At 70.3% G+C, this 21,885-nt stretch carries 20 protein-coding genes; 3 read left to right on the top strand and 17 right to left on the bottom strand.

Annotated features, from left to right (window positions below):
* Window positions 1-9: 9 nt before the first annotated feature.
* The 17 genes from rplW to ACIO9K_RS16135 form a co-directional block, all read right to left on the bottom strand.
* Window positions 10-330, bottom strand: a complete 321-nt coding sequence (rplW, locus tag ACIO9K_RS16215) for a 50S ribosomal protein L23 (protein ID WP_063348967.1) — start codon at window positions 328-330, stop codon at window positions 10-12.
* Window positions 330-1,007 (bottom strand): 50S ribosomal protein L4, encoded by a 678-nt coding sequence (gene rplD, locus ACIO9K_RS16210; RefSeq protein ID WP_363617989.1) that lies wholly within the window; start codon window positions 1,005-1,007, stop codon window positions 330-332. The genes rplW and rplD overlap by 1 nt, the downstream gene beginning before the upstream one ends.
* A 4-nt stretch (window positions 1,008-1,011) precedes the next feature.
* Window positions 1,012-1,659, bottom strand: a complete 648-nt coding sequence (rplC, locus tag ACIO9K_RS16205) for a 50S ribosomal protein L3 (protein ID WP_327677876.1) — start codon at window positions 1,657-1,659, stop codon at window positions 1,012-1,014.
* Between the two features lie 14 nt (window positions 1,660-1,673).
* A complete protein-coding gene (gene rpsJ, locus ACIO9K_RS16200; RefSeq protein ID WP_012785157.1) occupies window positions 1,674-1,982 on the bottom strand; it encodes a 30S ribosomal protein S10 in 309 nt (102 codons plus the stop codon).
* Between the two features lie 419 nt (window positions 1,983-2,401).
* Complete coding sequence (locus ACIO9K_RS16195; RefSeq protein ID WP_363617987.1) at window positions 2,402-4,222, bottom strand: hypothetical protein; 1,821 nt, start codon at window positions 4,220-4,222, stop codon at window positions 2,402-2,404.
* A 330-nt stretch (window positions 4,223-4,552) separates the two neighbouring features.
* Window positions 4,553-5,446: a glycosyltransferase gene (locus ACIO9K_RS16190; RefSeq protein ID WP_363580106.1), complete on the bottom strand. Its 894-nt coding sequence runs from the start codon at window positions 5,444-5,446 to the stop codon at window positions 4,553-4,555.
* Between the two features lie 438 nt (window positions 5,447-5,884).
* Window positions 5,885-6,262, bottom strand: coding sequence for a DUF2304 domain-containing protein (locus tag ACIO9K_RS16185; RefSeq protein WP_063348962.1), 378 nt, complete (start codon window positions 6,260-6,262; stop codon window positions 5,885-5,887).
* Window positions 6,259-6,948 carry a glycosyltransferase family 2 protein gene (locus tag ACIO9K_RS16180; protein WP_063348961.1) on the bottom strand — a complete coding sequence of 230 codons (690 nt, stop codon included), beginning with the start codon at window positions 6,946-6,948 and terminating at the stop codon, window positions 6,259-6,261. Before ACIO9K_RS16180 ends, ACIO9K_RS16185 begins: the two co-directional genes overlap by 4 nt.
* Window positions 6,949-7,051: 103 nt before the next feature.
* The gene (locus ACIO9K_RS16175; protein WP_400330294.1) at window positions 7,052-8,386 is read right to left on the bottom strand and encodes a hypothetical protein; all 1,335 of its coding nucleotides are present in this window, start codon (window positions 8,384-8,386) and stop codon (window positions 7,052-7,054) included.
* Between the two features lie 124 nt (window positions 8,387-8,510).
* Complete coding sequence (locus ACIO9K_RS16170; protein WP_400330291.1) at window positions 8,511-10,577, bottom strand: hypothetical protein; 2,067 nt, start codon at window positions 10,575-10,577, stop codon at window positions 8,511-8,513.
* 182 nt (window positions 10,578-10,759) lie between these two features.
* On the bottom strand, window positions 10,760-11,191 hold the full coding sequence (locus ACIO9K_RS16165; protein WP_363617981.1) for a GtrA family protein: 432 nt from the start codon (window positions 11,189-11,191) through the stop codon (window positions 10,760-10,762).
* The gene (locus tag ACIO9K_RS16160) at window positions 11,188-12,177 is read right to left on the bottom strand and encodes a glycosyltransferase family 2 protein (protein ID WP_363580094.1); all 990 of its coding nucleotides are present in this window, start codon (window positions 12,175-12,177) and stop codon (window positions 11,188-11,190) included. Before ACIO9K_RS16160 ends, ACIO9K_RS16165 begins: the two co-directional genes overlap by 4 nt.
* 175 nt (window positions 12,178-12,352) lie before the next feature.
* Window positions 12,353-13,546, bottom strand: a complete 1,194-nt coding sequence (gene tuf, locus ACIO9K_RS16155; RefSeq protein WP_031063092.1) for an elongation factor Tu — start codon at window positions 13,544-13,546, stop codon at window positions 12,353-12,355.
* A gap of 234 nt (window positions 13,547-13,780) precedes the next feature.
* The gene (gene fusA / locus ACIO9K_RS16150; protein ID WP_063348955.1) at window positions 13,781-15,886 is read right to left on the bottom strand and encodes an elongation factor G; all 2,106 of its coding nucleotides are present in this window, start codon (window positions 15,884-15,886) and stop codon (window positions 13,781-13,783) included.
* Window positions 15,887-15,925: 39 nt separating this feature from the next.
* Window positions 15,926-16,396, bottom strand: a complete 471-nt coding sequence (gene rpsG / locus ACIO9K_RS16145; RefSeq protein WP_030055803.1) for a 30S ribosomal protein S7 — start codon at window positions 16,394-16,396, stop codon at window positions 15,926-15,928.
* Between the two features lie 2 nt (window positions 16,397-16,398).
* Window positions 16,399-16,770 carry a 30S ribosomal protein S12 gene (gene rpsL / locus ACIO9K_RS16140; RefSeq protein WP_014144289.1) on the bottom strand — a complete coding sequence of 124 codons (372 nt, stop codon included), beginning with the start codon at window positions 16,768-16,770 and terminating at the stop codon, window positions 16,399-16,401.
* A 421-nt stretch (window positions 16,771-17,191) separates the two neighbouring features.
* Complete coding sequence (locus tag ACIO9K_RS16135; RefSeq protein ID WP_363580092.1) at window positions 17,192-17,755, bottom strand: DUF1707 and DUF4190 domain-containing protein; 564 nt, start codon at window positions 17,753-17,755, stop codon at window positions 17,192-17,194.
* Between the two features lie 253 nt (window positions 17,756-18,008).
* On the opposite strand from ACIO9K_RS16135, the gene ACIO9K_RS16130 reads away from it, so the two are divergent.
* From ACIO9K_RS16130 to ACIO9K_RS16120, 3 genes are all read left to right on the top strand, one after another.
* Window positions 18,009-18,866, top strand: a complete 858-nt coding sequence (locus tag ACIO9K_RS16130) for an ABC transporter ATP-binding protein (RefSeq protein ID WP_400330284.1) — start codon at window positions 18,009-18,011, stop codon at window positions 18,864-18,866.
* A complete protein-coding gene (locus tag ACIO9K_RS16125; RefSeq protein ID WP_363617977.1) occupies window positions 18,863-20,494 on the top strand; it encodes a transporter in 1,632 nt (543 codons plus the stop codon). Before ACIO9K_RS16130 ends, ACIO9K_RS16125 begins: the two co-directional genes overlap by 4 nt.
* Window positions 20,495-20,595: 101 nt before the next feature.
* The gene (locus ACIO9K_RS16120) at window positions 20,596-21,876 is read left to right on the top strand and encodes a DUF2786 domain-containing protein (protein WP_400330281.1); all 1,281 of its coding nucleotides are present in this window, start codon (window positions 20,596-20,598) and stop codon (window positions 21,874-21,876) included.
* Window positions 21,877-21,885: the final 9 nt, after the last annotated feature.

The following is a 21,885-nucleotide window of genomic DNA, read 5'->3' as shown; positions in this document are numbered from 1 at the left end:
CGATCTCCGTTAGGAGACCGGACCACCGAAGATGTCGATGCGGTTGCCCTCAGCCAGCGTCACGATGGCGCGCTTGGTGTCCTTGCGCTTGCCAAAGCCCGTCTTGGAGCGCTTGCGCTTGCCCTGACGGTTGAGCGTGTTGACGGACTCGACCTTGACCGAGAAGACCGCCTCGACGGCCTGCTTGATCTGGGTCTTGTTGGCACCGGGCGACACGACGAACGTGTACTTGTTCTCGTCGAGGAGCGAGTAGCTCTTCTCCGAGATGACCGGCTTCACCAGGACGTCACGGGGGTCCGTGAACGTCTTGCTCGTGATCTCTGCAGCCATCAGGCGGCGCTCCCTTCGAGCTCGCCCTCAGCAGCCACGGCCTTGGCGGACGCGGCGGGACCCGCCACGAAACGCTCGAAGGCGGCCTGGGTGAAGACCACATCGTCGGAGACGAGCACGTCGTAGGTGTTCAGCTGACCGGCGTCCAGGATGTGCACGTGCGGCAGGTTGCGGGCGCTCTTCAGACCCAGCTCGTCGGCACGCTCGACGACGAGGAGGATGTTCTTGCGCTCGGTGATCTTGCCGAACAGACCCTTGGCGGCCTTGGTCGACGGCGCCTCGGCCGCGATCACGTCGGTGACGACGTGGATGCGGTTGTGGCGGGCCCGGTCGGTGAGCGCACCGCGCAGGGCGGCGGCGATCATCTTCTTCGGGGTCCGCTGCGAGTAGTCGCGCGGCACGGGACCGTGCACGACGCCACCGCCGGCGAACTGCGGGGCGCGGGTCGAGCCCTGACGGGCGCGGCCGGTGCCCTTCTGGCGGTACGGCTTCTTGCCGCCACCGCGGACCTCGGCGCGAGTCTTGGTCTTGTGGGTGCCCTGACGGGCCGCAGCGAGCTGCGCCACGACGACCTGGTGCATCAGCGGAACGCTGACCTTCGCGTCGAAGATCTCGGCCGGCAGCTCGAGGCTGCCGGTCTTGTCGCCCGCGGGCGACAGGATGTCAATGGTGCTCATATCCTCACAGCCCCTTCGCCGCAGTGCGGACGAGGACGAGGCCGCCGTTCGGGCCCGGGATTGCGCCCTTGATCAGGAGCAGCCCCTTCTCCGCGTCAACGGCATGGATGGTCAGGTTCTGGGTGGTCACACGCTCGTGGCCCATCCGGCCGGCCATCCTCACGCCCTTGAACACGCGACCCGGGGTGGCGCAGCCACCGATCGAGCCGGGCGAGCGGTGCTTGCGCTGCACACCGTGACCGGCGCCGAGGCCCCGGAAGTTGTGGCGCTTCATGACACCGGCGAAGCCCTTGCCCTTGGAGGTGCCGGTCACGTCGACCTTGACACCCGCCTCGAACAGCTCCGCGGTGATCTCCTGGCCGAGGGTGTACTCGGACGCGTCCGTGGTACGGAGCTCGACCAGGTGGCGGCGCGGGGTGACACCGGCCTTGGCGAAGTGGCCCGCGAGGGGCTTGTTCACCTTGCGGGGGTCGATCTCGCCGAAGCCGATCTGGACGGCGTCGTAGCCGGCCGGACTGTCAGCGGTGTGGACCTGGGTCACGACATTGGGCCCAGCCTTGACGACGGTCACCGGAACGATCCGGTTGTTCTCGTCCCAGACCTGGGTCATGCCGAGCTTCTCGCCCAGGATGCCCTTAATCTGCTTAGCCATCTTCGGTGCGCCTCTCAGAGCTTGATCTCGATGTCGACGCCAGCCGGCAGGTCGAGACGCATGAGCGAGTCAACCGTCTTCGGCGTGGGGTCGAGGATGTCGATCAGACGCTTGTGAGTACGCATCTCGAAGTGCTCGCGCGAGTCCTTGTACTTGTGCGGCGAGCGGATGACGCAGTACACGTTCTTCTCAGTGGGCAGCGGCACCGGGCCCGCGACCTGCGCACCAGTACGGATCACCGTCTCGACGATCTTCTTCGCCGAGGAATCGATGACCTCGTGGTCGTAGGCCTTGAGCCGGATGCGGATCTTCTGTCCCGCCATGGCTACTCAGTAGTCCTTTGTCCTTAGTCACTGCACGACCACCCTCCGACCCCCGCGCTCGGGCGTGTCGCTCTCGCGCTTGTAAAAAACCGGCGAACAACTCGTCGGTTTCAAGATTTCGGGGTGGGGGGCCGGGTCGAGGCCCCGCATACGCTTCCCGGAAGATTCCCGTACTTTCGCCCCGCAGCTGCCGTGGCGTCGACTTCACGCTTAACGGCCATCACGGGAACGACGAGTACCTGGGACTCGCTTCCAGTCCTCCCGGCGGGAGGCGCGCAGCATCGGCAACTCAACCGAGCAACTTGGACATACTGCCACATGGAGCAGCCCGGATGCCAATCGGGGCCGGTGAGGTCGCCCTCACCGGCCCCGATCGGGTGACCGTCCTCAACCGCGGCGCCCACCGCCGCGGACCCGCGTCACCAGGGTCGCTTGCTCCCGCAGGTCAGCGCCCACTCGTCACCGGTCACGTTGGCGCACCACAGCTGGCCCTTGTCGGGCTCGTTGTTGTACTCCTTGAGCTCCTTGTTCACCGGCGCGCAGTCGGTCGGCCCGGCCGGGTCGTACTTCGGGCACTTGCCGTCGCGGTTCACCAGGATGTGCGCGCGCCAGGCGTCCGCGCCCATGTCGATGCCCTTGGCCCCGGCGACCGGCACGAACTCGGGCCTGGTGGTCGGCATGTAGCGGTCCGCCGACCAGGAGGCCGCCATGGTGGCGAACAGCGCCACCGCGCAGACCGCGCCGGCGACCAGCCGGCCGGTGACCGCGGGCCGCAGGGTCAGCGGCGCCGGCCGCCCGTCGGTGCCAACCCGCTGCACCGTGCGCAGCCAGCCGGTGCCCCGCTGGACGAGGAACATCAGGCCGAGCACCGCGAGGATCATCAACGCGTAGAGGATGATCCAGGTCGTCCGCGGGTACAGCTGGATGGACTTCGTCTGGGCCATCTGGGAGGCGAACCAGAAGCGCAGCAGCCAGGCGCTGATCAGGGTGGCCGTCACGGTCCGGACGGTGATGCTGCGCAGCCCGAGGCCCAGCGCCAGCGCGACCCCGGCGAGCAGCAGCAGGGTGTAGGCGCTCTGCCCGGCGAGCTCACCGCGCAACGGGAAGTCGTGGTAGTTCAGGTCGCCGTTGCGGTCCGAGGCCCAGCCCATGATGTACGCCGGGTCGATGTACACCGAGAGGTACGCGTACCGGTCCTTGGCCTGGGCGCCCAACCGCACCAGCTCGTACAGCAGCGGCGAGCCGACCACGCCGGCACTCACCAGCGTCACGCCGAGGAACAGCAGCGCCCGCTTGATCCGGGCGGCGCCCTGGCGCCACGGGACGACGAACAGCGTCAGGACGAGGACGCCGGGCGCGGCCCAGATGAACCAGCCCGAGTACCAGAGGAACATCAGGCCGAACGAGACGCCGAAGCCGAGGCCGCGCAGCACCGTGGACCGGGTGGACAGCTCGTGCGACCGGCGGAGCTCCCGCAGGGCGGCGGCCAGCATCGGCACCATGACCAGCATCGTGACGTGGCTGTACGGCCGGATCGGGTCGAGGAAGAGGATCGCCGACGGGACGGCGATCAGCAGCGCCCAGACCGGCCGCAGCATCAGCCGCCAGGAGAGGTACGCCATCGGGCCGACCAGCGCGCTGCAGATCAGCTGGACGTCCTTCATGGCGTAGCCGACGCCGCCGACGCCGCCGTAGAACAGCTTCGACCAGACCGCCAGCAGCGCCGGGAAGCCGGGCGGGTAGACGCCGGGCAGGCCCTTGCCGCGCAGCATGTCGTTGGCCATGCCCATGAGGTTGCCCGGGTCGCCCTCCTGACCGCCGAGGCCCCACTGGGTGCCGTTCAGCGCCACCGCGATCCCGCCCGCGACCGCGCCGGTGGCCAGTCCGGCGACGGCCGCGCAGACCAGCCGCTGGGCCAGCTGGTACCGGGCCAGGCTGCCCCGGTAGGCGGCGTACAGCAGCACCGCCAGGATGGGCAGGCCCACGATGGCGGCGTACTTCTGGAGCATGGCCAGACCGCTGACCTGGCCCACCCGGTTCAGCGGGTTGACGTCGATGCGGGTGCAGAGCAGCGCGAAGCCGAACGCCGCCACGATCGAGACCAGGGCCTCGGCCGAGCGGACCGCCCAGGGGCGCTCCAGCAGGCCGTCGAGCCGTCCGGGGCGGGGCGCGATCGCGCCCTCCGGTTCGAGCGACTCCTTGCTGGAGCCGCCGACCGGGCTGGTGGCCAGATCAGTCATGTCAGTCACTTCCGTGCAGTGGCCACGTCCGATGAGTGGCGAAGGATGGCTCAGTGGACCGGCGATCAGCGGCCATCATAGGGCGCCTACCAGAAGCCGAAGCCTCGGGCAAGGACCCCGTTCCGGCCGTATCGGGGCTTGGGCGTGGTGGTTCAACAGGATCCGCCCGGTCGCGTCGGTGCTCCCCATGAGCACCCCCTCACCCACCTAGAGCCCAGCGGCCGGCCGAAGCGCTTACTCCCGCCCCGTCGAATTCGGCCGGGCGCCTCGGGGCGCCGTGACCCGGGGGCCTCCGGCCGGCTGCCGGCACCGCCCTCGGACACGCTCCGGTCAGCTGCTGCGGACCGCGCGGCCGACCATGGCACCGGCGTGGGAGAAGTCACCCGCGCCGAGCCGGCCGGCGGCGACCATCAGGGCGTGCAGGCGGGACGAGAGGTGCAGGTCGGCCGAGCGCGCGGCGTTGGTCCAGCCCTTGGCGCGCAGTTCCTTGGAGATCAGCGAGTAGTACCGCAGCTCCTCGTCGAAGCGCTTGCCGTCCTTGACCCGGTTCGAGGAGTCGCTGGCCTGGTGGCGCCGGTAGCGGAACACCTCGCGCTCGTCGACCAGCAGGTTGCCGCCCTCCATCAGCATGTCGACCATGAACGCCAGGTCGTGGATGGCGTCGATGTCCGGGCGGTACGGGATCTTCGACAGCGCGGACTGGCGGTAGGTGAGCGACGGCGTGTACAGCCAGTTGCCGGACAGCAGGCTCTTCACCGCGGCCTCGCCGCTGATCACCCCGGCCTTGCGGGCCGGCGCGCTGATCCGGCGCTTGACCTTGTCGCCGATGCCGAGCGAGGGCACCAGGGTCCCGTCGCTGTCCATCACCCGCACGCCCGGCTGGACCGCGATCGCGTTCGGGTCGGCCCGCAGGCGCTCCAGGACGACGTCCAGGTAGTCGGGCTCCAGCAGGTCGTCGGCGCCCATCATCGAGACGAACTCGCGCTCGGCCAGGGTGGAGGCCTTGTAGGTGTTGCCGTTGGGGCCCAGCCGCTCCGCGTTGCGGATGTACCGGATCCGCTCGTCGTTCAGGCTCTCGATGTACTGGGGCGCCCGGAAGCCCGGGTACTGGTCGTCCACGACGGTCAGCCGCCAGTCCTGCTGGTGCTGGGCCCGGATGCTGTCGATGGTGGCGAACAGGTACTCCGGATCGCCGTAGTACGGGATGACGAAATCGACGCTCATGACGGCGCCGCACCTCCTGGTCCTGGATCACGCTTCGGTGCCGCCCGGCCGCGGCCAGCGGGGCGCCCCAAGTCAACCAGCTTTGCCGGGCCCGTGCGTCAGCCGGTCGGCCCACACCGGCGCCGGGGGGCGGAAAGCGGGTGCGCAGAGGCCGCCGATCGGAAATTCTGGCACACAGAAATACGTCCACCGGGCGGCCGGGGGATGAATGAACTCGGTAATGTCCGGATTTTCCGGAGCCCAAAAAGGCGGCACGCATTGGCGCCCCCTCTTTGACAACGGACGAACGGGCGTCACCGTTCGACCCGGTGGCCGACGGTCGAGGGGACCGTTCGCCGGCCTCTCCGGCGGCGCGCTCACCCGCACGCACGGCTGAGGGCCGGCACCCCGTCGGGGGTACCGGCCCTCAAACCCTGTGCCCTGTCGCGTGGAGCGCGATCAGTGGTCGGAGCCGACCGGAGCATCGAGGCGGTCGTTGTTGTGACGGACGCCCTCGGTGATGGCGACCGTACGGGCCAGGTCGGTGAGCTTCTTCTCCAGCGACCGGAAGCGCAGGTAGGTGTTGAGCGTCAGGAAGCCCATGGCGATGACCATCAGGTAGAGCACCAGGTCCGTGCCACGGCCGACGCCCAGCGCGGTGGCCAGCTTGGTCACGCCGGCCGGCCACAGGATCGCGATGACGTTGGCGACGACGAAGAGCGAGAAGGCGATGCGCTTCCACGCCCGGGTGTTCGCGGCGTCCCAGCGCCGGACGAACAGGAGGGCCATGCCCACGGCGGCCAGGACGAGGATCAGCTGGATCCAGAGGTGATTCATCGGCGGTTACGCTCCCGCAGCGAGATGTCGAAGAGGATGTTCACGCCGTTGATCAGGGACTGGCCCTTGGCGCGCGAGTAGTCGGTGTAGAGGATGTCCACCGGCACCTCTGCAACCCGGAGGTCCGAGCCGGCGAGGAAGGAGACGATCTCCGAGGCGTGGGCCATGCCGTTCATGGTGATCCGGATGCGGCTGGCCGCCTCCCGGTTCATCACGCGCAGACCGTTGTGCGCGTCGGTGAGCTTGAGCTTGCGGGCGGTCGGGCTGACCGCGGCGGCGGTGCGGAGCACGACCCGCTTGATCCACGGCACCTGGCCGGTCTGCTCGATGAAGCGGGAGCCGAGGACGATGTCGGCCTCGTCCTGGCGCAGCAGCGCCACCATCTTCTCCACGTCGGCGGTCTGGTGCTGGCCGTCCGCGTCGAAGGTGGCGAAGTACTCGGCGCCCTCCTGCTCCAGCGCGTACTTCAGGCCGGTCTGCAGCGCTGCGCCCTGGCCCAGGTTGACCGGGTGCCGCACCAGGTGGGCGCCGGTCGTCATGACGTGCTTCGCCGTGTCGTCGGTGCAGCCGTCGTCGATCACCACGATGTTGGGGAAGGTCTTGCGTGCCCCCTCCACGACCTCGGCGATCACCTGGCCTTCGTTGTAGGCCGGGATCACCAGCCAGACGTTGTCATAGTCGGACACAGGGGCTCCATGCTTGGCGAACGGCACGGCGTCGCGTGCCTCGGTCTGTCTGTCGGTGGTGATCACGGGCGTCGTCGGCCAATCACAGTCCGGTCCCCCACCGTCACGAGGTCCGCAGCGGCTCGGCCGCGCTCCTGCTGTCCAGCCCGGAGTGCCCGGAGGCGGCGGGGCGGGAGGGGAACGCGCGGTACAGCGCCCACAGCATCAGGACGGCGCTGACCAGCGCGCCGGCCAGGTACGCGAGCTCGGCACGGAGACCGACGTCACCCGGGGAGAGGGCGACCGCAACCAATGCTACGGAACCGGCCGTCCAGCCCACCAGCTGTCGGCGGTGCTGGGCGCTCGACATCAGCGCCTGGCCGAAGACCGTCGCGAGGACGTAGCAGAGCGTGCCGAGGACGAGCCAGGTGAAGTCCAGCGGGTTGAGCAGGTCCTTGGCGTTGAAGAGCAGCGGGTTGAGCCAGGCGCCGAGCGCGATGACCGGCAGCCCGCCGCCGATGCACATGGCGGCGACGATCGCCGTGGTACGGGTCAGCACCTTGCGGAACTCGGCGTGGTCGCCGGCCGCGGTGGCACCCGAGAGCGCGGAGACCATGGAGGCCTGGAGGGCGCTGTAGGCGAAGAGCGGCACGCGGGCCATCACCACGGCCTGGCCGAGGGCGAAGACCAGGGCGTCGGACGCCTCGGAGTGCTTCGGAGCGAGCAGGCGCACGCAGACGACGGTCGCGTTCACCACCAGCTGGCTGAGCATCACGGAGCCGATCAGCAGGCCGAGCCCGCTGGTGAGCTGGCGCCAGGACACCTCCGGCCCGGGGGCGCGGTCGGCGAGGATGCCGCGCAGGCCGATCAGTGAGGCGGCGACCGGGGCGACCACCAGGATCAGGCCGAAGGCCAGCGCCGAGTGCAGCCCGAGGACGGCGGTCAGCGCGGCCAGCCCGATGCGCAGGGCACCGTCGACGGCCAGCTGGGTGCCGTAGGGGCCGAACAGCCCGAGGCCGGCCAGCGCGCCGCGGGAGACCGAGCTCACCGCGAGGCCCGCCATGCCGCCGGCGAGGGCCACCACGAGGGTCCGGTCACCGCCGAACAGCTGGTCGGCGATCGGGCCGGCGGCGGCGGCCAGCACCGCGCAGGCCGCGGCCAGGATCGCCAGGGCGAGCAGCAGCATCCGCCGTACCGCGGGCAGTGCCCCCGCCCCGGACACCTTGCGGGCGGCGACCAGCCGCGTCAGCTCCAGTTCGACGGGCTGGAACAGACCCCACCCGACGGACATCACGATCGTCCAGAGCATCGTCACCCTGGCCGCACCGGCCGTGCCCAGGCTGTAGCCCACGAGCGCCATGTAGACGTACGCCGAGGCGCCGAGCACGACCGTCCCACCGACCACGAGCCGGGCCCCCGGGGGTAGCACCCCGAGCAGCTTGGCGATCGGGTTCTTCATCACATGATCACCGAATTAACCGGCCGACCTTGCCACACGTCTCCGCACGAGGCCGGCCCGGCCGTGCGATTGCTGTGAATAGTAGCGGGTAGCCGTGAACGTCCGATGACGGTGGCCCCCACCCTCAGACCCCCGGGAAGGTACGGGACCACGGCTCCGTCCAAAGGTTCTGAGGATCGCTCAGCACCGTCACCGTGACACCCTGCGCCGCCAGGTCCCGCTTGATCCGGTCGCCCACGGAGGGGTCGGCGGTCAGGACGGTCGGCGGGACGGGCGCGGCCGGGAGCTTGTCGATGGCTCCCTTGAGGCGGCCCAGGGACTTCTGGTAGTCCTCCTCCTTCACCTGGGGGCCGCCGATGGACACCCAGTGGATGTCGTACAGCGCCGTCATGTCGCCCCCGCGCCGGTTCAGCAGCGAGGCGAGCCAGGTGGCCTTGAGGTTCTTGTAGTCGTCGTTGGCGAAGAGCGCGATCACCGGGCCCTTGCTGGAGATGTCGAGCGCCTGCGCGCCCTTGGGGCCCATGTCCCCCTTGAACTCGCCGCGTCCCCAGGCCACCAGCGGGTTGGCGGACCAGGCGGACGGGTTGTCCTTGGTGGTCAGGAAGCCCCACTGCACGTTGGCGAAGAGGCTGAGCGCGGCGGCGACGGCGAGGCCGGACATCGCCAGCTCGCCGAGGCGGTTCGGCAGCGTGCGGCCCGTCCCCCGGTACGGGCTCTGCAGCATGACCCCGACGGCGCCGAGGGATATCAGGCTGACCACGACGCCCACGGCCGTCATCTTGTGGAAGTAGTACGAGTACTTGCCGATGGTGTGCAGCTGGTAGGCGGCGAAGGCGCTGAGCAACCCGCCGGTGCCGAGCAGGACCGCGAGGTGCGCCTGGCCGACGGCGGTCCTGCGGTTGCGCGGCATGACCGCGGCCAGCAGGCCGAGCAGCCCGCCGCCGATGAGTATGGAGCGGTCGGCCCCGACGCTCGGGCCGTTCATGTTCGAGGCACTGGCCACGTCGAGGTTGCCCAGCACGGACAGGACGCTCGGGAGCGCGGCCACGCCCAGCGCGCACGCCAGCGCGCCGGCGGTCCACCACCAGCGCCCGGCGAACTCGCGCCGGTGCGCCACCAGTGCGCCCAGCAGTGCCACGCCGACGAAGGCGCCGTAGATGTTGTACGCGTAGGTGACGGTGATCAGCCCGGCCGACGCGGCCAGCACGAACTCGGTGGTGCCCATCGCCGGCCGGATCAGCACGGCCAGCGCGAGTGCTATCAGCAGCAGCCCGATGAAGGTCGAGTCGAAGCCGTGGACCATCAGGTCCATGTAGTTGCTCGCGAACATGATCGCGCCGACGGTCGCGCACACCGCCGCGCAGCGCCAGCCGCGCAGCCGCGGCCCGCCGATCCACCGGGCCGCCCAGACCAGCGCGGCGCAGAACAGCGCGTAGCCCACCAGCAGGTACAGGAAGTACCGGTTCATGGTGTAGAGCATGTCGCCGGAGTCGGCGGCGGAGTGGACGAGGGTGTCCGTCCAGGCCAGCAGGAAGTGGGAGCCCTGCGGGTACGTCACCTCGGACGGCGGTATCAGGAAGGACCGGGCCGCGTCCTGGTGGAGGAAGTTGAAGCCGCCGACGTTCTGGATGCCGGAGAAGAAGGAGAAGTGCGCGAGCCGGTCCTCCGACGTGGCGAAGTACGCGACCCGCTCGGCCGCCGACGTTCCCGCGATCGGGTGGAACAGGTAGTGCCAGACGCCGTAACCGGTGCCCAGGACCAGCAGGTCGGACCAGCGGAAGCGCAGCGGCAGGCGCGGGCCGCGGCGGGCGGCCCAGGCGGCGACCGTCACCACGCTGAACATCAGGCCGCTGGTGGCGACCGGCGAGAGGCCCCACGGCCAGAGCGAGAAGAGCAGGCCGAACGTCAGCACCGAACCGGCGAGCACCAGCCCGGCGACGAACAGCCGGTCGAGCAGCACGCCGCCGACCCGGAGCACGGCGGCTATGGAGAACAGCAGCAGCGGCAGCAGCAGGACGCCCAGGTCCAGCGCGACCAGCCCGGTCGGCACCAGCCAGGACAGGGCCAGCCCCCCGGCCAGGACGAGCGGGTTGCGCCTGGACCGTCCACCGGTGGTCGGCTCGGGCGGCGGCCCCGGCGGTGCGGTCGGACGTTGAAGCTCGCGCTCAGGCGAGGAATGTACGGTCGACACGGTGCCGTGCCCCTTCGGTCAAGTCCCTGCCGCCCGTCTCCCCGGCCGGGTGCGGACTTCCACTACCGTCAGCGGGCAGGCTACGAGCCACAGCATACCGAGGGGCCCGTCGGCACGACGGGCTGAGGGGCCCGGGTGGGCGGTCCGCGAACCAGTGGGAACGGCCGCCGTTCAGCCCCGGTTCAGCCCCGGAAGACCCAGATCTTCAGCAGCACGAACCGGGCCACCGTGGCCAGGCCGTTGGCGGCGACCAGTCCGGCGACCTCCACCGGCCGGGAGGCGTTCGGCGCCACCTGGTCCAGCAGGGCGAGCACGCCCGCGCTCAGGCCGAGCCCGATCAGGAAGGCCACCGCGCCCTGGAGCTGGTGCCGGACCATGCCCTGCGAGCCGGTGACCCCGAAGGTGAAGCGGCGGTTGGCCGCGGTGTTGGCCACCGCGCTGACGGCCAGCGCGATCAGGTTCGCCGCCTGCGGGTCGGTGAACCACCGCGCGGCGACGAACAGCGCCAGGTAGAAGACGGTGCTGAGCACGCCGATGACCAGGAAGGACGGCAGCTGGCGGCGGGTCGACGGGGCCGGCTCGACGGGCTCCGCCGGTTCCTCGGTGACGGTCACCGGCCCGGGCCCCGCGCGTCGTCCTGCGCCGCGGCGTCCTGCGCCAGTTCGTCGTCCGCCGAGTCGTAGCCGACGAAGTAGGTCGGGCGGGCCTGCACCGCCGAGTAGATCCGGCCGACGTACTCCCCCAGCAGTCCGACGCAGATCAGCTGTACGGCGCCGATGAAGAGCATGCCGATGAACAGCGAGGACCAGCCGGGCACGGTCGCACCGAGCGCGTACGAGAGGGTGGTGTAGACCGCGAGGGCCAGGCAGACCACGAAGCTCACCAGGCCCAGCCAGGTGGCCAGCCGCAGCGGGGCGGCGGAGAAGTTGGTCACGCTGTCCAGCGCGAGCCGGACCATCTTGGACAGCGGGTAGTGGGTGCCGCCGGCCACCCGCTCCTCCCGGACGTACACCACCTCGCCGCTGGGGAAGCCGAGCCACGGCACCAGCAGCCGGTAGACGGGCTGGTGCTCGGGCAACTGCTTGAGGGCCTCCACGGCCGCGCGGCTGAGCAGGCGGAAGTCGCCGGCCTGGTTGGGCATCCGCTTGCCGACCAGCTTGCGCATCAGCCAGTAGTAGGCGCCGGCCGTCCGGCGCTTGAAGGCGGTGTCGGTGGCGCGGTCCCCGCGCACGCCGTAGACGACGTCGAAGCCCTGCTCGCGGGCCAGGTCGAGCATCTCCGGGATCTTCTCCGGCGGGTCCTGGAGGTCGGCGTCGATGCTCACCACGTAGTCGCCGCGCGCCCGGTGGATGCCGGCGGTGAGCGCGGCCTGGTGCCCCGAGTTGCGGGCGAAGCGGACGATGCGGAACTCCGGCCAGTCCTGCCGGACCTTCTGCAGGACGACGGGGGTGGCGTCCGTGCTGCCGTCGTCGACGCCCACGACCTCGTAGTCGACCCCGAGCCCGTCCAGGATCGGCCGCAGCCGCTCGACGGTCAGCGGGAGCGCCTCCTGCTCGTTGTAGATCGGCATCACGACCGACAACAGTGGTGCCGTTGGCATGCGTTGGATCCCACTTTCCGCGACGGCGGGCTGGACGGTCGCCCGACAATAACAGCCGGCCATGAGCAGCCCGTGAGAGCCGGTGAAGGCCTGATGAAGGCCGAAGGGCTCCGCACACCTGGGTGTGCGGAGCCCTTCGGTTCGCCTGTGCGGGACAGACAGGTCAGAACACCAATTACTTGATGATCTTGGTGACCTGGCCGGCGCCCACGGTGCGGCCACCCTCACGGATGGCGAACTTCAGGCCCTCCTCCATGGCGATCGGCTGGATCAGCGCGACCGTCATGGCGGTGTTGTCGCCCGGCATGACCATCTCGGTGCCCTCGGGGAGGGTCACGACGCCGGTCACGTCCGTGGTACGGAAGTAGAACTGCGGGCGGTAGTTGTTGAAGAACGGGGTGTGGCGGCCACCCTCGTCCTTCGACAGGATGTAGGACTGGGCCTCGAAGTCGGTGTGCGGCGTGACCGAACCCGGCTTGATGATGACCTGGCCGCGCTCGACGTCCTCGCGCTTGATGCCACGGAGCAGCAGACCGACGTTCTCACCGGCCTGGCCCTCGTCGAGCAGCTTGCGGAACATCTCGATGCCGGTGACCGTGGTGGTGGTCTTGGTCTCCTTGATGCCGATGATGTCGACAGTCTCGTTGACCTTGAGGATGCCACGCTCGATACGACCGGTGACGACGGTGCCACGACCGGTGATCGTGAAGACGTCCTCGATCGGCATCAGGAACGGCTGGTCCACGGCGCGGGCCGGGGTCGGGATGCTCTCGTCGACGGCGTGCATCAGGCCGAGGAGCTTCTCGCCCCACTCCTTGTCGCCCTCCAGCGCCTTCAGCGCGGAGACGCGGACGACCGGCAGGTCGTCGCCCGGGAACTCGTACTCCGAGAGGAGCTCGCGGACCTCGAGCTCGACGAGCTCCAGGATCTCCTCGTCGTCCACCATGTCGGCCTTGTTCAGGGCGACGACGATGTAGGGGACGCCGACCTGGCGGGCCAGGAGGACGTGCTCCTTGGTCTGCGGCATCGGGCCGTCGGTGGCGGCGACGACGAGGATCGCACCGTCCATCTGGGCCGCACCGGTGATCATGTTCTTGATGTAGTCCGCGTGACCCGGGCAGTCGACGTGGGCGTAGTGACGCGCCTCGGTCTGGTACTCGACGTGCGCGATCGAGATGGTGATACCGCGCTGCCGCTCCTCCGGCGCCTTGTCGATCTGGTCGAACGGCGTGAAGGGGTTGATCTCCGGGTACGCGTCGTGCAGCACCTTGGTGATGGCCGCGGTAAGGGTCGTCTTACCGTGGTCAATGTGACCAATGGTGCCGATGTTGACGTGGGGCTTCGTCCGCTCGAACTTCGCCTTCGCCACTGCAGTCCTCCTGAGGACAGTTCTGTACGCCGTGCTGACGTCAGTTGGTCTTTGATCGGGTTTGGCCCGAGGTGCCGGAAGCACCTCGCACCGTCCCGCGGGGTGGGGGCCGGAGGCCCCCCGGGAGGATCCGACCGGATCCTCCCGGGACGCCCCCTAATAGCCTAAGGGTTCGCAATCGTCCCGAATATCGGGACGGCCGCGGCCTCGTAGGGAGCCGGCTGGCGCCGGTCCTTACTCGCCCTTGGCCTTGGCGATGATCTCCTCCGCCACGGCCTTCGGAACCTCGGCGTACGAGTCGAACTGCATCGAGTAGCTCGCGCGACCAGAGGTCTTGCTGCGCAGATCACCGACGTAGCCGAACATCTCGGAGAGCGGCACCAGCGCCGTGACGACGCGGGCACCGTGACGCTCGTCCATGGACCGGATCTGGCCACGGCGAGAGTTGATGTCGCCGATCACGTCGCCCATGTAGTCCTCGGGCGTGGTGACCTCGACGGCCATCATCGGCTCGAGGAGGACCGGCTTGGCCTTCCGCGCGCCTTCCTTGAACGCCATCGAACCGGCGATCTTGAACGCGAGCTCGGACGAGTCGACGTCGTGCGCCTGGCCGTCGAGCAGCTTCACGCGGACACCCTGAAGCGGGTAGCCGGCGAGGATGCCGAACTCCATGGCCTCCTGGCAACCGGCGTCGACCGACGGGATGTACTCCCGCGGCACGCGGCCACCGGTGACCTGGTTGACGAACTCGTAGCCCTCGGCCTGCTCGAGCGGCTCGATCGCGATCTGCACCTTGGCGAACTGACCGGAACCACCGGTCTGCTTCTTGTGGGTGTAGTCGATGCGCTCGACGGCCTGACGGATCGTCTCGCGGTACGCGACCTGCGGCTTGCCGACGTTGGCCTCGACCTTGAACTCACGCTTCATACGGTCGACCAGCACCTCGAGGTGCAGCTCGCCCATACCCGCGATGATGGTCTGGCCGGTCTCCTCGTCCGTGTTGACCTGGAAGGACGGGTCCTCCTCGGCGAGACGCTGGATGGCGACACCCAGCTTCTCCTGGTCACCCTTGGACTTGGGCTCGATCGCGACGCGGATGACCGGGGCCGGGAAGTCCATGGACTCCAGGATGACCGGGGCCTTCTCGTCGGACAGCGTCTCACCGGTGGTGGTCTGCTTCAGGCCCATGACGGCGACGATGTCGCCGGCGCCCACCGACTCGATCTCCTCACGCTTGTTCGCGTGCATGCGGTAGATCTTGCCGATGCGCTCCTTCTTGCCCTTCACGGCGTTCAGCACCGAGGTGCCGGACTCCAGGCGGCCGGAGTAGATCCGGACGAAGGTGAGCTTGCCCAGGTGCGGGTCGGACATGATCTTGAACGCCAGCGCGGCCAGGGGCTCGTCGTCCGAGGCCTTGCGGGTGATCTTGGTCTCCGGGTCGTTGGGCTTGGTGCCCTCAACCGACTCGATGTCCAGCGGCGACGGGAGGTACTTGACGACCGCGTCGAGCAGGGGCTGAACGCCCTTGTTCTTGAACGCGGTACCGCAGAAGATCGGCGTGAAGGCCGACTCCAGGGTGCCCTTGCGGATCGCCTCGTACAGCAGCTCCTCGGGGACGTCCTCGCCCTCCATGGCGAGCATCATCACGTCATCGCTGACGTTCGACACCTCGTCCAGGAGCATCTCGCGGTACTCGTTCGCCTGCTCCTGCAGCTCGGCCGGGATGTCGACGATGTCGTACATCTCGCCCTTGGCGGCCTCGGCGGACCAGACCAGCGCCTTCATGCGGACAAGGTCGACAACGCCCTTGAAGTCCGCCTCGGCACCGATCGGGAGCTGCATGACCAGCGGGGTCGCGCCGAGGCGGTCCACGATGGTCTTGACGCAGAAGAAGAAGTTCGCGCCCGTGCGGTCCAGCTTGTTGATGAAGCAGATGCGCGGGACGCCGTAGCGGTCAGCCTGCCGCCACACGGTCTCGGACTGGGGCTCGACACCGGCAACACCGTCGAACACCGTCACGGCACCGTCGAGGACGCGCAGCGAGCGCTCCACCTCGACGGTGAAGTCGACGTGACCCGGGGTGTCGATGATGTTGATGGTGTTGTCGACGTCGTCGACCGTCCAGTGACAGGTCGTCGCGGCCGACGTGATCGTGATGCCGCGCTCCTGCTCCTGCTCCATCCAGTCCATGGTGGCAGCGCCATCGTGGACCTCACCGATCTTGTACGAGACGCCGGTGTAGAACAGGATCCGCTCGGTGGTGGTGGTCTTGCCCGCGTCGATGTGCGCCATGATCCCGATGTTGCGGACCCTGGCGAGGTCAAGGGAGGTTGCAGCCATGGTGGCTCGTTCTCTCTCTGTCTAGTGACGGGGTAGGGACTACCAGCGGTAGTGCGCGAAGGCCTTGTTGGACTCGGCCATCTTGTGGGTGTCCTCGCGACGCTTCACGGAAGCGCCCAGACCGTTGCTGGCGTCGAGGATCTCGTTCATCAGGCGCTCGGTCATGGTCTTCTCGCGACGGGCGCGGGAGTAACCGACCATCCAGCGCAGCGCCAGGGTGCTGGCGCGGCCCGGACGGACCTCGACCGGAACCTGGTAGGTCGCGCCACCGACACGGCGGGACTTGACCTCGAGGGCCGGCTTGACGTTCTCCAGCGCGCGCTTCAGCGTCACGACCGGGTCCGAGCCGGTCTTCTCACGGACGCCCTCGAGGGCGCCGTAGACGATCCGCTCGGCGGTGGAGCGCTTGCCGTGCAGCAGGATCTTGTTGACCAGCTGGGTGACGACCGGGGAGCCGTAAACCGGGTCGATGATGACCGGGCGCTTCGGGGCGGGGCCCTTACGAGGCATTCTTACTTCTCCTTCTTGGCGCCGTAGCGGCTGCGAGCCTGCTTGCGGTTCTTGACACCCTGGGTGTCAAGCGAACCGCGGATGATCTTGTAGCGGACACCAGGAAGGTCCTTCACACGACCACCGCGCACCAGCACGATGGAGTGCTCCTGCAGATTGTGGCCCTCGCCCGGGATGTAAGCGGTGACCTCGATCCCGCTGGTGAGGCGCACACGGGCGACCTTGCGGAGAGCCGAGTTCGGCTTCTTCGGGGTGGTCGTGTACACACGCGTGCAGACCCCACGACGCTGCGGGGAACCCTTCAGCGCGGGAGTCTTGTTCTTCTCGACCTTGTCCTGCCGGCCCTTTCGGACCAGCTGCTGGATCGTAGGCACCGTTTCTCCGTTTTCTGTGTGCCAAGGCTTGGTAAAACTAACCTGCGGTGATCCCCCGCACACGGCCCCGTGGTCGACCCACGCGGTCGGGTGTGTTGGGCTTATTCCGACACGGAATCCCATGAGCTGATGTACAGCGACGGCGCTCAACGCGCGGGGCGCTGGAAGGCGCTCCGGCTCGGCGCGGCGACCGGTGTGCATGCACGCACAAGGACCCGGGGACACCCCAGGCACAAGGTCAGAGCGTACCTAGCGCATCGGGCGCGGTCAAAACAAATGCAACGCCGCAGGTCGCGACCTTCGGCCGGATGTCCCGGGAGTGTCCCGGACGCGACCACCCGGTGTCGGGCCGCCCTCCACCCGCTCTACCACAGCCCGCCGACCGCCGCCACCGGGGCGGGACGCGCCCGGGGCGGCCCGCTCAGACCGGCACCTGCAGCATCACCAGGAGCAGCAGCGTCCAGAGCGCGCAGCCCGCGTAGCCGAAGAGCAGGCCGAGGGTGGAAACCCAGTCGCCGGCCCGGTCGTGGCTGCTCTGCTGGGCCTTCGCGATGTGCCCGACGACCACCGCGGGCAGCGAGAGGCCGGTCAGGCCGAAGACCAGTGAGGTGACCGCCAGCCCGTTGGTGGAGCGAACCGGCGGCGGAGGCGGCGGGAGGAAGGTCGCCGGGACGGGCGGGGCGGCGAAGGCCATCGGCGCCGGCATCGGGCCGGAGGGCAGGTCGGACACCAGCCCGGCCAGCTGGCCGTAGGTCTGCGCGACGGAGGCCTGCTCGTGGCGCTGCTCGTACTCCTCGGCGGAGAGCCGGCCCTCGGCGAACGCGGCCTTCAGCACGTCGATCGTCCGGTCCCGGTCCGCGTGCCCGGCGCGCATCCCCGTGTGGAACCCGGGCTGCGGGACGGACTGCGGGACGGGCTGGGGCTGCCGGTCCCCGCGGCGATCCGGCTCGCCGGGGCCCGAGGCTCCCCACGGTTGAACGGCCATCCGCACCTCCCGGCACCCGGCGCGGCCCCGCGCCCCTCGCTGTCCCTCACTGCCCCTCATAGTGCAGGACGAACGGCGCAGCTGAGTAGTTGCCAATTCCAGCCCGGTACCCGCCGTAACGCGCCGTCCGGGCGGCGCGCCTCACCCGTTCGGCCCACTCTCTCAGGGGATCCTCAACTCGGGAGACAGTCCGTTTCCGCAGTGACAGGCTGAGTCCGAGACACCCATCCGCCAGCGAACAGAGAAGGCCGCCATGCAGGCGTCAGCGCCGCCGCCGTCCGACCACCCCGTACCCGTTCCCCCCTCCGCCGTCAGCATCCAGGGGCTGTGGAAGCACTTCGGCGGCCAGGCCGCCGTCGCCGGACTCAGCCTGGAGCTGCCGGCCGGCTCCTTCATCGGCCTGGTCGGCCCGAACGGCGCCGGCAAGACCACCACGCTGTCCATGGCCACCGGCCTGCTCCGGCCCGACCAGGGCACCGTCCTCATCCACGGCGGCGACGTCTGGGCCGACCCGGTCGCGGTCAAGGCCCGGATCGGCATCCTGCCCGAGGGGCTGCGGATGTTCGAGCGGCTCAGCGGCCGCGAACTGCTGCAGTACAACGGGCGACTGCGCGGCCTGCCCGGCGCCGAGGTGGACCGCCGCGCGGAGGAACTGCTGGCCGTCCTGGACCTCGCCCGCGACGCCGACAAGCTGGTCGCCGACTACTCCACCGGCATGCGCAAGAAGATCGGTCTGGCCGCCGCGCTGCTGCACAACCCCGACGTGCTGTTCCTCGACGAGCCCTTCGAGGGCGTCGACCCGGTCTCCGCGCAGACCATCCGCGGCGTGCTCAAGCGGTACGCGGCGGCCGGATCCACGGTGGTCTTCTCCAGCCACGTGATGGAACTGGTCGAACAGCTCTGCGACTGGGTCGCCGTGGTCAACGCCGGCCGGGTGATCGCCCACGGCCCGCTGGACACCGTGCGCGGCGGGCGCAGCCTCCACGAGGCCTTCCTCGGCCTGATCGGCGTCCGCGAGGACGACGGCCAGGCGCTCGGCTGGCTCGGCGGGCAGGCCGGCGGACAGGCCGGCGCGCAGCTCGGGGGCGGGCAGCTCGGGGGCGGGCAGTGAGCACCGCTCCCGCGACCGCCCGTACCCCGGTGCCCGACGGGCGGACGGTGGTCCGCGCCCTGGTGGCGCTCAAGCTGCGGCTGCTGCGCAACGGCCTGCGGCGCAGCCCCGGCCGGACCGCCGTGTACGTCATCGGCGGCGTCCTCGGCCTGGCCTTCGCGGCCGGCGTCGCCTTCGCCCTCGCCATGATGAACGGGCGCTTCGACGGCTCCGGGGACGCCGGGGTGATGCTGCTCGGCGTGCTCACCCTCGGCTGGGCGGCGCTGCCGCTGTTCCTCTTCTCCAGCGACGAGAGCGCCGACCCGACCCGGCTCACCATGCTCCCGCTGCGGCCCGGCCCGCTGCTGCGCGGCTCGCTGCTGGCCGCGCTGATCGGGCCCGGCCCGCTGGTCAGCCTGGTGCTGGTGACCGGCGCGGCGCTGTCCGGCGCCAACGGCGGTGCCTCGGCCGCGGCCGCGCTGGTCGGCGTCCCGCTGGCCGTGCTCTGCCTGGTCACGCTCTCCCGGGCGGTCGCCGCCGGCAACGCCCGGATGCTCTCCAGCCGGCGCGGCAAGGACTTCGCGATCTTCGGCGGACTGCTGTTCGCCCTGCTCGTGCAGGCCGCCAACGTCGGCTCGCAGAGCGTCTTCGGCCGGCCCGGGGACCACCTCGACCTCAGCCCGCTGGCGCCGATCGCCTCCGTGCTGCGCTGGCTGCCGCCGGTCGGCGCGGCGGACGCGGCCCGCACCGCCGGCGAGGGGCGGTACGGGCTGGCGCTGTTCCAGCTCGCCGCGGCCGCGGCGCTGCTCGCCCTGCTGCTGCGCTGGTGGCGCGGCAGCCTCCAGGAGCTGATGGTCACCGCCGACTCCTCCACCCTGGAGGTGGCCCGCGGCGTGCAGAGCTCGCGCGGCTGGAGCTTCCTGCCCGAGGGCCGGGTCGGCGCGGTGATGCAGCGCCACCTCCGGTACGCCTGGCGGGAGCCGCGGGCCAAGGCCGCGGTGTTCACCAGCATCGGCATGACGCTGGTGATCTGCGTGCTGTCGATGGTCCAGGGCTGGTCGAGCGTCTACCTGCTGGCGATGACCGGGATGTTCCTCGGGCTGCAGATGCTCAACCTGTTCGGCATGGACGGCTCGGCGTTCTGGATGGTCGCCGCCACCCTGCTCACCCCGGCCGACGCCCGGGACGAGCTGCGCGGCCGGGCCTACGCGGTGCTGTCGTACGCCGTTCCGGTGACGCTGGTGCTCGGGCCCGTGCTGGCCGCCGCCACCGGCGACTGGGCCGGCCTGCCGTCCGCACTCGGCCTCGCGCTCGCCCTGCTCGGCTGCGGCGTCGCGCTCGGCGCGACGCTCAGCGTGCTCGCGCCGTACACCATGCCGGCCGACAGCAACCCGATGCGCAACGCCGCCCCCGGGCAGGGCGGCCTGGTGCTGGTCAACCAGTTCGGCTCGCTGTTCGGTGTGGCGTTGCTCTCCCTGCCGGTGAGCGGCTACCTCGGCTGGGCGCTGCTCTCCGCCGGCCCGACCTGGCCGGTCCTGCTGGTCGGCCCCCTCTACGGCGCCCTGATCGCCGCCCTCGGCATCCGCTTCGCGGCCGGGCGGCTGCTGGAGCGCGCCCCGGAGATCCTGGCCAAGGCCGTCGAGCGCTGAGTCGCCTGCGTCACCCGGAGCGCCCGGTCCCGTCGAAGGGGCCGGGCGCTCCGGCATCATGGGCGGGAGGGCCGGACCGTCGAGGAGAGCAGGGACACACCGTGGGCAAGCGCGCGCAGCAGGACGGGGACGGGGGCGCCGGCCCACTGCTGGAGCAGGCGGTGCGATCGGTGCTGACGGCCCCGGACGAGACGCTGGACCTCGCCCTGGACACCGGGGCGTCGCTGCTCGCCGCCTCGGCCGGGCAGTGGCCGGCGGTCAGCCGGGCCCTGCTGGGGTACGCGGACACCGCCGTCGGCCGCTGCTGGTCCGCCGGGTGGCGTCCGGCCGACCTGGCCCGGGTGGTCCGGCGCGGGCTGAAGCCCGTCCACCTGGCCCTCGCGGTGGACCTGATCGCCGCCGAGGGCCGTCGGCACCCCGCGGCCGCCCTCGACCGGCGCTGGCACGAACAGCTGCGCGAGCTGGAGGCCGAGGTGTGGTGGCCGGGTGACGAGCAGTACCTCGGCGCCTTCGCCGACCGGCACCGGCTGGACCGCTTCGCGCTCGCCACCACCGCCCTGGAGCTGCTGCGGACCTGGGGCCGGCTGCCGCCGATCTCCCCGGTCGGCCCCGCGCCCGGCCGACGGCCGCAGGCCGAACGCGCCGCCGGCCCGCAGGCCGGCGAACCGCGGATGCTGGCCCGGATCCGGGCGCTGCTGGCCAAGGCCGAGTCCACCGAGTACCCGGAGGAGGCCGAGGCGCTCACCGCCAAGGCCCAGCAGCTGATGGCCCAGCACAGCATCGACGACGCGCTGCTGGCCGCCACCGGCGACGACCGGAACACCCCGGCGGCGCTGCGGATCGGCGTGGACAACCCGTACGAGAGCCCCAAGACGATGCTGCTGGACGCCGTCGCGGCGGCCAACCGGTGCCGGGCGGTGTGGGCCAAGGAGTTCGGCTTCTGCACCGTCGTCGGCTTCGACGGCGACCTGGACGGCGTCGAACTGCTCTACACCTCGCTGCTGGTGCAGGCCACCCACGCGCTCAACAAGGCCGGCTCCCGCCGGGACTCGCGCAGCAAGGCGTTCCGGCACTCCTTCCTGGTCGCGTACGCGGCGCGGATCCGCGAGCGGCTGACCGCCGCCACCGAGCGCGCGACCAGCGCCGCCGCGGCCGGCCGGCACCTGCGCGAGGACGGCACCGAGGAGCAGCTGCTGCCCGACGAGCGGCTGCTGCCCGCGCTCGCGGCCCGCTCCGAGGCGGTGGACGACGAGGTCGGCCGGCTGTTCCCCAAGCTGGTCTCGCAGCGGGTCCGGGTGAGCGACGGCGTGGGCTGGGCGGCCGGGCGCGCCGCCGCCGACCGCGCCGCGCTGCACGGGCGCGCCGGGCAGATCCGCCGGTAGACCTGATAG

The organism is Kitasatospora sp. NPDC087271 (genome assembly GCF_044744605.1).
Lineage (GTDB): Bacteria > Actinomycetota > Actinomycetes > Streptomycetales > Streptomycetaceae > Kitasatospora.
This window is presented reverse-complemented; position numbering and strand designations above follow the sequence as displayed.